This is a genomic window from Paraburkholderia diazotrophica, from assembly GCF_038900755.1.
Lineage (GTDB): Bacteria > Pseudomonadota > Gammaproteobacteria > Burkholderiales > Burkholderiaceae > Paraburkholderia > Paraburkholderia diazotrophica_A.
In genome coordinates, this window is sequence record NZ_JBBPEN010000023.1 from 52,486 (window position 1) to 59,018 (window position 6,533).

The 6,533-nt window shown below is 56.1% G+C and carries 3 protein-coding genes and 2 pseudogenes; 4 read left to right on the plus strand and 1 reads right to left on the minus strand.

The window, feature by feature from the left end:
* Positions 1–9: 9 nt before the first annotated feature.
* Positions 10–2,253 (plus strand): S10 family serine carboxypeptidase-like protein, encoded by a 2,244-nt coding sequence (locus AABE10_RS34525; protein ID WP_342937563.1) that lies wholly within the window; start codon positions 10–12, stop codon positions 2,251–2,253.
* A gap of 177 nt (positions 2,254–2,430) precedes the next feature.
* Positions 2,431–3,075, plus strand: a pseudogene (locus tag AABE10_RS34530) (IS6 family transposase); the annotation flags it as partial.
* A 115-nt stretch (positions 3,076–3,190) separates the two neighbouring features.
* On the opposite strand, the pseudogene AABE10_RS36545 reads toward AABE10_RS34530, so the two are convergent.
* Positions 3,191–3,364 (minus strand): annotated as a pseudogene (locus AABE10_RS36545) (IS6 family transposase); the annotation flags it as partial.
* A 431-nt stretch (positions 3,365–3,795) separates the two neighbouring features.
* On the opposite strand from AABE10_RS36545, the gene AABE10_RS34535 reads away from it, so the two are divergent.
* A complete protein-coding gene (locus AABE10_RS34535; protein ID WP_342937564.1) occupies positions 3,796–5,067 on the plus strand; it encodes an acyl-CoA dehydrogenase family protein in 1,272 nt (423 codons plus the stop codon).
* A gap of 234 nt (positions 5,068–5,301) precedes the next feature.
* Positions 5,302–6,327, plus strand: coding sequence for an aldo/keto reductase (locus AABE10_RS34540; protein WP_342937565.1), 1,026 nt, complete (start codon positions 5,302–5,304; stop codon positions 6,325–6,327).
* The last annotated feature ends 206 nt before the right edge of the window (positions 6,328–6,533 follow it).

A 6,533-nucleotide genomic window follows, 5' to 3' on the forward strand; every position in this document is an offset into this window, starting at 1 on the left:
GGGTAAAAAATGGGACGTTTATCTTTTGCGAAGCATTTTGGCCATCGACTACCGTTAATCAAAGCCAGCAATCTTGGAGCGGCCATCATCGCCGCCGGTCTTATAAGTGCCTGTAGCGCTGGAGACGATGGTTCCGTTTCCACAACATCAACCGCAGTACCGTCCTCAAGCTCAGCCCCTTCCCCACTGACAATTCGGCCAACTTCGGCCACCACGCCTGCAACTCTGTCCTTGCCACCGTTAGCAGCTGATCAACCCTACATCGACAATACGGCCTACGACACTACCGCCGGCGGTTCGCTTTCCTCTGCAATCGAGGGGGCTGCTGTGACACACCATCGTATTACCGTCAACGGTCAAACGCTGACCTATACGGCAACTGCAGGGCATCTGACCGTACGGGATGAGCGCACCAATGCCCCAACGGCTTCGATCTTCTACACCGCCTACACGTTGGACGGGGCGGACGTAACGCAACGTCCGATTACCTTCTTTTTCAACGGCGGGCCAGGTGCGTCGTCGAATTATCTTCGCATGGGCTCTTATGGGCCGATGCGGGTATTTTCCGAACAGGGTTCCACGGTGACCGGCCCTAATGACGTGACCCTCGGCGATAACCCGCAGACGTTGATCGACAAGACCGATATGGTCTTTGTCGACCCTCCGGGAACCGGTTATTCCGAAGCGATCGCACCAAAGAAGAATCAGGATTTTTGGGCGGTCGATGCGGATGAGACGGTCAACGCTGGGCTGATCTATCGATACCTTAACGTCAACAATCGCGGCCAGTCGCCGCTGATGCTCTACGGTGAATCCTACGGCGGACCACGCGTCGGGATCATGTCGTACACGCTGCACAATACGTATGGGATCAAACTGAGCGGCCTTCTGATGCAGGCGCCAGCGTTAAATTACTACGAAGAAGCAACTTATAATCTTTATCCGGATGGCTCCGTAAAGCCAGCTCGACGGTATCCCCTTCCGGCGTTTTTGCTTCCCACTGTTACGATGGCGGCAAGATACTGGGGGGCAATTACAGATCCAGCGCTAATAAACGTCGATTCCCCACAGCTTTTTCAAAAATCGGAGGATTTCGCCTTTAATGAGCTTATTAAGCTAACGCCCTCTGTAGATCTCGTCAACAAACAAATTGATGCTTTCACACGGCCGTGTCCGCAAGTATGGAAAACCACGACAAGTTCCCCCGAGCGCCCCTCAATTGCCAGCATAAATCAAATGGGCAAATTAATTCAATCGATGGGAAATGCGCTATCTTCTGATGTCCCCATCCAATTCGCCTCAAATTATGCCGCGTCAATTGTTCCAACAATGGCATATTCATTTTTTAATTCACCTACGGCGCAGTCAGGCGGCGCATTGAATTTCATTCTTGGCGTCGACTTAAGCGGCTATAAAGCGGATTACGTTTCGTGGATTTCATCCGATAGCGTCGAGGATGCAGCAAAAAAATATACCGGCACCCTTAACTCTCTAATGGGAAATGGGGTATACGCGACTGCAAATAAAAGTCCATATCTATTCGACTCGTCTTCAACAGGGTCACCAGCAAATTCATCCGTGCTTGCACAGACAATTAAATTTGCCAACGATTCGGGTGCACAAATCGCCGCTGATAATTTACAACTGATGCGAAAAAACGCCATCGTTACGACAAACGCCATGGTGAACGGGAAAACATTGGGGCTGTATGATTTAAGAAAAAGTCTGATTGGGGGTGATATTTCGCAAGCCATGAACAATTATTTGACATGGGATCCGGCGCTTGACGACCTGTCAGCATACACGCCGATTTTCGCGTCGTATGTCTATAACACCCTAAAATACCAGGCCGTGTCCGGATATCAAGGACTGAATTCGATAATCGCTCCCGCCTGGAACCATATCACAAGTTATCCAGATGGTTCTCAGCTTCCATTTCCGGACGCAACCATTTTCATTGCAGATGAAATGGCAATCAATCCGAAGATGCAAGTGTTGACTGCTGCCGGGTATTACGATGCCGTCGTTCCGGCGGCAAAGGTCGATTGGGACATGCAATATGTTTCGGATCCCAAGGGCGGCCGGGTCCCGCAATCGCAAATGCAAGCGAGCTATACTCGAATCCTGTACCCTGGCGGTCACATGGCGTATGCAGACGATGTGAGTCGTCAGCAGATGCATGACTCGCTGGTCAGTTTCTATGCAAAGGCGACGAGTACGTCAATTCCATCCATGACGAGACAGCTAGACTGATGTCCCCCGCCGCAGAATAGTGGTCGTCCGGATAGAGCTCGGATCTTTTGTACATTCAAGGGCAATGTCAAGTTTGATGTGCGCAGTAAGATGTGGGCATGAAGAAGATGGCTCTGGTGCAAATAGCGCGGGGCGAATCGGGTTAAGGTGTCGGGCTGAACGAATTGAGAACCGACGATGAGCAAGCTGAAGAGCCTGGGCGAACTGTTCAGGCCGTCACTTTGACCGCGATGTGATCATCCTGTGTGTTCGCTGGTACCTGCGCTACAAGCTTAGCTTGCGCGATCTGGTCGAAATGATGGCGGAACGAGGCCTGTCGCTGGCCCACACGACGATCCTGCGCTGGGTGCGGCGCTTTACGACGGAGTTCGTCAAACGGTGGAACCGCTTCAGCAGGCCCACCGGCCAGTCCTGGCGCGTCGACGAGACTTACCTCAAGCTGCGCGGCAAGTGGATCTATCTTTATCGGGCGGTGGATCGGGTGGGTCAGACGGTAGACTTCATGCTAGTGCCAAGCGCGACGTGAAGGCGGCAAAAGCCTTTTTCAGGAAGGCAATCAGACTTCAGGGCCAGCCACCGAAGACCATCACGCTTGATGGCTATGCAGCCTCGCACCGCGCCGTGCGCGAGATGAAGGCCGATGGCTTGCTGCCTGAGGACACGAAAGTCCGATCCTCGAAATATCTCAATAATCTGGTCGGGCAGGATCACCGCAACATCAAGTCCCGGACGAAAGTCATGCTCGGCTTCAAACGTTTCAGGAACGCAGCGATCACGCTCTCAGATATTGAGTTGGTACATCGTATTCGCAAGGGCCAATTCGGCCTCGCGAAGCTCGGCCTCAAAGATACCACTGCGCCCGCAGCCTGGGAGGCCGCCCTGTCTGCTTCATTAGACATCCTCTATATAACAACAATCTCGTGCAGACCGCCTATTTGCACCAGAGCCTTGCGCACCGACTCGTAGGTAACACACTCACCCCGCGCTCGAGCAGCAGTTCCCTCAATGTCGCGCAGGCTCAGGGGTTGAGCCGGTGATACCAGTGTACCGCGAAGCTGATGACCGCTGCCGGAAAACGAAAACCGTGATCGGGCGACTCGATCTTCTTCATGCCCACATTTTACTGCACGCATCAACTTGACATTGCCCTTGACAGATCCCCTTGCATGGGTCGAACCGAAGACAGGGTCCCGACCTGTCCGTGCGGCCTTCGGGCGCCTCGTACCAACATCAATATATTTGATGCTCTTCTTCTGGCAGCGATACTCGACCGCGTGGCATCATCAAGTCCATGCACAGAGTAAAGAGGATGCTTTACGGCGGGCTGCTGACCGCTATGCTAAAGGGGGTTGCCGCACAGCCTGCTGCCGCAGGCGACTATTGCACGTACCAGAGAATGAAGAAGCTTCTCCGTCCCGAGGCTGCGGCGGAAGCCGCGTGTGCCGCGCGATCAAAATAGCGACGTAAGGCGCGCAACTAACCACCGCCGCACTGCATCTGTCACAGGCAGACGGCATGTGCACTCCTTAAATAATTAGACACATGCAGAAACTGATGAAGCAAAGTGATGCTTTACACGGGCCAAATCGTCCGGCGCACAGGGGACATCAAACGGCAACTCAACCTCCGTCTGGCAAAGAGAGCCCGGGGCGTTCGGCTGTTGCAGCCGGGCGGATCCTCGACGCGATTCGCGATCTTGCTCCTGCCGTTGTCGCGCGTGCAGCCGAGATCGAAGCGGAACGCCGCATGCCGTCCGACCTTATCGAGAAGTTGCGATTGATCGGAGTGTTCCGCATGTTCGCGCCGCACAGCCGTGGCGGACTAGAGCTAGATTTACCTTGGGGAATGGAGGTGATCAGCGCGTTGGCTCGGATCGACGGCTCAGTCGGCTGGACCGCGATGATCGGCAGTTCATCTGCCATTATCAGTCCTCGATTGCCGAGACAGACTTACGATCTGATGTACCAGGACAAGTCGGACCTCATCATAGCTGGTGTCACCACGCCAGGAGGCACCGCCGAGAGAGTGGCAGGTGGGTGGCGGGTCAGCGGCCGTTGGCCGTTCGCCAGTTGTTGCCACAACGCCGACTGGATGATGGCTCTCTGTGTCATGTCGGAAGCCGGAAAACCACTCTTTGGACCGGCAGGGGATGCCGGCCCACCGTTGGTCCGGTGTGTCGCCTTGCCGGCATCGGCTTGGCAGATTGAAGACACTTGGCACGCCTCCGGCCTCAGAGGTACCGGCAGTCACCACATAGCCCTTCAGAACGTACTCGCGCCGGAGACCAATTTCTTCGACTTTCCAGCTGGAGCATCATGCGAACCGGGACCACTATATCAAGCTTGGCGGCACCTTCAGTCGGTGCTTCTCGGAGCTGTCTGCGTGGGCATCGCCGAGGGTGCGTTATCGGATGTTACCGACCTCGCCCGCAGCGGCCGGCAACAACTTCGAGCGCCGGCTCCTATGCGCGACTCAGAAATGGTCCAGGCCGAGTTGGGTCGAATTGAAGCAGATGTGCGTGCAGCGCGGGCGGCCATGCAGGTTCAGGCGGAGAGTCATTGGCGGCACGCCTTGGCCGACACGCTGAATGGCCAGGCTCTGTACACCCAGGGCATACAGACCGGAATCTGGATTGCGACGATCTGTGCCAGCGCAGCACATGCCTGCTTTACCCTTGCCGGCGGTGCCGCAGTGTATGAATCTTCACCTCTTCAGCGGCGGCTGCGCGATCTGCAGGCGGCGGCGCAACACGCCATGGTCCAGCAGCGGCACTATGCTGAAGCTGGCCGTCTGCTGCTGGAACGGGTCGTATGAACATCAAGATCGGACACATGGCCATAGAGCGGGGCGGGAACCGCAGGAAGCTTAGAAGTGTCGTGCGTACCACGCGCCTTCCGCATCGTTATGCTCGGCGGATTCTATGCGCACCAACCTGCAGATCGGCCTCCTATATGCTTAGTTTTCCGATCGGAATAGTCCGTTCCGGTTTAGCCGCTTCGCAACCATAGCGGGACCGCACCATGATGACTGTTATAAGGCATAGTAAAGATGCAGAGATTCCAGCTTGCTCCAAACTACGAGATCTCGCGTGTGATCCACGGGGGCTGGCAACTCGCGAGCGGCCACTGCACGGCCCGAAGCGAAGACCCCGTAGCCGACTTGGTGGCCTTCGCGGATGCGGGAATAACCACCTTCGACTGTGCCGACATCTATACCGGGGTCGAAGAGCTGATCGGCCATTTCAGAAGGCGCTATCGCGATCTGCGCGGGGAGCAGGCGCTCACCCGGATCAAGGTCCATACCAAATTTGTGCCGCACTTCGGCATACTGCCGCGCATCAGCAAGTCTTATGTCGAGAGGGTGATCGACCAGTCGCTGCGACGCCTCAACCAGGAGCGGCTCGACCTCGTACAACTCCACTGGTGGGAATACCGAGAGCCTCGTTGGCTCGAGGCAGCGCTGTGGCTCGACGATCTTCGGCGCACCGGCAAGATTGATAAGATCGGCGGCACGAATTTCGACACTTACCATATGCTGGAGATCGTGAATGCAGGCGTGCCGCTTTCCTGCATGCAGGTGCAGTATTCGCTACTCGACCGCCGTCCGGCGCGGCGAATGGCTGCGGCGGCGGTCGAGTACGGTATCCCGCTCCTGTGCTATGGCACCGTGGCTGGCGGCTTCCTCGGCGACAGATGGTTCGGCGCACCGGAACCGACAGAGCAGCTTGAGAACCGTTCGTTGGTCAAATACAAGCGGATTATCGACGACGTCGGCGGCTGGGACCTGTTCCAGGCCCTTCTGACCATCCTTCGCCAGATCGCGGACCGGCACGGGACCGACATCGCCACGGTCGCCAGCGCTGCGATGCTCGAACGACCGGGTGTGGCGGCCGTCATCATCGGCGCGCGCGACCGCTCTCATCTGACCTCGAACGTCGCCATCTCCGGTCTCGCCCTGACCGCCAAGGATCTCGACCTCATCACCGGAATGCTGGCGGAAGCGAAGGAGCTTGAGGGGGATGTCTATGGGCTGGAGCGAGACGACCACAATGGAAATCGCACCCGCAAATCGTGATTAACTTCAATCAAGGCCGGCACCCGGATGTAAGTTGGAGAAAGTTGAGTGAAAAACTTCTTATCTTCTAAGAGGCCAATTCAAGTGCGACGCGTGTCGCCGTCCGCCGGACGTAAATCGGCAGCGTAGTGGATGACAAAGCTCTTCTCTGCCTTGTCACATTCAACAACCCGAATATCGGAGATTGAAGCTGTGACCTGCTGTAC

Excerpts from the sequence above, each read along its gene's own strand:
- AABE10_RS34535 (WP_342937564.1), top strand. The coding sequence starts at position 3,796 with ATGCAGAAACTGATGAAGCAAAGTGATGCTTTACACGGGCCAAATCGT.
- AABE10_RS34540 (WP_342937565.1), top strand. The coding sequence starts at position 5,302 with ATGCAGAGATTCCAGCTTGCTCCAAACTACGAGATCTCGCGTGTGATC.
- AABE10_RS34525 (WP_342937563.1), top strand. The coding sequence starts at position 10 with ATGGGACGTTTATCTTTTGCGAAGCATTTTGGCCATCGACTACCGTTA.